The organism is Microbacterium sp. UBA837 (assembly GCF_002296025.1).
Lineage (GTDB): Bacteria > Actinomycetota > Actinomycetes > Actinomycetales > Microbacteriaceae > Microbacterium.
Map to the genome: position 1 here is coordinate 1 of NZ_DBHD01000133.1, position 2514 is coordinate 2514.

The 2514-nt window shown below is 69.6% G+C and carries 2 protein-coding genes and 1 pseudogene; 1 reads left to right on the top strand and 2 read right to left on the bottom strand.

Translation table 11 applies throughout. From position 1 onward, the window contains the following. Window positions 1–167: 167 nt before the first annotated feature. Window positions 168–803, bottom strand: a complete 636-nt coding sequence (locus tag B3587_RS09995) for a low molecular weight phosphatase family protein (protein WP_292728286.1) — start codon at window positions 801–803, stop codon at window positions 168–170. A gap of 90 nt (window positions 804–893) precedes the next feature. Next, window positions 894–1757, bottom strand: a complete 864-nt coding sequence (locus tag B3587_RS10000; protein WP_292728288.1) for a hypothetical protein — start codon at window positions 1755–1757, stop codon at window positions 894–896. Window positions 1758–2145: 388 nt separating this feature from the next. Between B3587_RS10000 and B3587_RS10005 the strand changes: the two are divergent. Continuing rightward, window positions 2146–2514, top strand: a pseudogene (locus tag B3587_RS10005) (hypothetical protein); the annotation flags it as partial.

Genomic DNA, 2514 nt, shown 5'->3' on the forward strand with positions numbered 1-2514 from the left:
ACGACCCGCACGGATCTCGTCCACGATTCCGCTCTCGTTGCGTGAACGCATCGGCAGCCCGCAGGATCGGGACGCGTAGAGGCTGCGGCGTCGCGTCGCTGAGCCGGCGGCCGGGGATGAAGTTTCGTCTCGCTTCGCTCGCTTACCGGCCGGGAGGCGCGGCTCGCTCACCGAACGAGAGAGGCCTCGCGAACGCGGTTGGCGTATGCCACTGCGGCATCAAGCGCCGGGATCATCTCCGCCACCGCCCGGGCGTAGTGGGCGCGACGCCGCGACAGCTCAGGGTCGAACACGTCATCGACCGTCGGGTCTCCGGGCGGATCCGTCGTGCCCCGAACCTCGCGCACAAGGTCGGTCGCGGCGCGGACCCGCGCACTCGGGTCCTCGCCCGCACGATCCACCGCACGCTGGAGGGCGTCGTCATCAACCAGGGCTGAGAGCCTGGCGAACTCGCGGATCGTGAATGCGCGGCCCAAGGCGCTGAGATCCATCCGCACGCACGCGCTGCGGTGGATGCGGGACGCGCCGAGAATGAGGTCGGCCTGCTCGACCATCTCGCATGTCAGAAGCTGCGGGCGATGAGACTCGGCATCCGTCATCGACAGACCCAGCGACTTCGCGGCATCGCGAGCCCGTCGCGTCATCCCGTCGCCGGGCGCTGGATGCGTGCCTGCGCTGCGCACCGTGATCGCACCATCCGCGAACTTATCGCGCAGGTACAGCTCGGCAAGCGGCGAACGGATCATGTTCGCCGTGCACACGACAAGGACCTCGACCATTGATCCCCAGATCTCTGTGGCCACCACTTCGGGTGTCGATGCCCCGTCCCCTTGTGCACCGACAGGTACAACCATAGGGGGTGGAATGTGAACGGATGGTTTCGTGCCGCGCTGTCAGCGGGTGGAGACGAAGGTGTCGCCCGCCCAGACCCAGGGCACGCCCTCGCCGTCGAGGGTGACGGCGACCGGGGCATCGGTCGGAATGCTCGGGATGCAGGTCGCAGCTCCCGGCTCCGCCACCAGCATCCCGTCGCAGGATGCCGCATCCGCCCGGGCCGTCGTGACCTGGCCGTCGCCGGACACGGTCAGCGCCAGAACCCCGGCCTGGCCGAGGGGCGACCAGGTGGCGGCATCCGTCGACTGGGAGGCATCCGACCCGCAGATGACTGCCGTCGTGCCGTCGCCGGCGCGCACCCCCGTCGGCGCCCCGCAGGGGGCGTCGAGTGTGCCGGCGGGGGTCACGACGGCTAGCGCATTCGCGGGATCAATGTAGGTCGACGAGGCGAGGATGTCGCCGTTGGGCTCCCAGAACTGCCCGTCGGTGAAGGTACGCATGCCCTGCAGCGTGCAATCCGCGCCCATGAGCGCGACCATCTGGCCCTGATCCGCCGCATACGGCGACAGCGAAAGGATCTGCCCGATCCCGAGGTAGCGGGGCGTGACATCCGACCAGGTCTGCCCGGCATCGGTCGAGCGCTCCAGCAGCGGCTCGATCGACCCGCACTGCCCGGCCGTCGCGCGCCACCACACGCCCTCGGATGTTGCGAGGAAGCGCTGGCCCGGACCCGTTGCCGCCGCCACTGTCACGGTCGGCGTCGGCGTAGGCGTCGCGGTCGGAGTCTCGACGCCCATCGTCGGCGTGACGCGTGGCGCCTCGGTCGGGGGAGGTGTCTGCGTGCGCGTGATCGCCAGCCAGCTGAGGCCCCCGACGGCGAGGATCAGCACCGCGACGATCACGATCGACACCCACGTGGGCACAGAGCCTCGGGAGCGTCTTGACGTGCTCGAGCGGTAGGCCACGGCGGTCCTCGCGAGTCGGCTGGTGTGCGGTGGGCGGAACAGTATCCGCTCGCCCTCGCGATGCGGATAGAAGCGTGTGGTTCTGGCGCCGAACCGGCGAGGAGTTCCCCCGACAGGTACCCTGGCGCCTATGACGGAGTCTAGCGCGGGGACAGTACGTTCACGGGAACGAGGGTCGTCGAGGCGCTCGGACGCTCCCGCGGAGCCCGGTTCGTCGCGGCGATCATCGTCGTCTCGGGGGTCGGATTCGGGTCGAAAGTCGCGGCGCAGCGAGCGCGCCAGCCACTCGTGGCGGTCGGGCGGAACATCCGTCGCTCGCTGGGATTGGGAACTTGTCGGATGGGCTGTGCTGCTGCTCGGTGCCGGCATCCTGCTCGCCACCCTCGCCGACCGACTCCTCGGCGGCACCCTCGGTTCCGCGCTCTCGCTTGCCGCCCTGTGGGGCGGGATGCTCGCCGCGATCATCCTTGCGTTCGCGCGCTCCCGGCCCCGGATGCTGCTGCGCTTCCACCCCTTCGACCTGCTCTACGGCATCGTGCTCGGCGTCATCCTGCGCTTCACGCAGGGCTTTCTCGAGATCGCCGGCACCGGCACCGCCGTGTGGCCCACAGCAGGCACTCTCGACGGGTCGCTTCCGGCATCCTTCTGGTTCGATGGCGTGCTCGCCCCCGTCGTGATCGCGCCGCTTCTCGAAGAGTTCTTCTTCCGCGCCGTG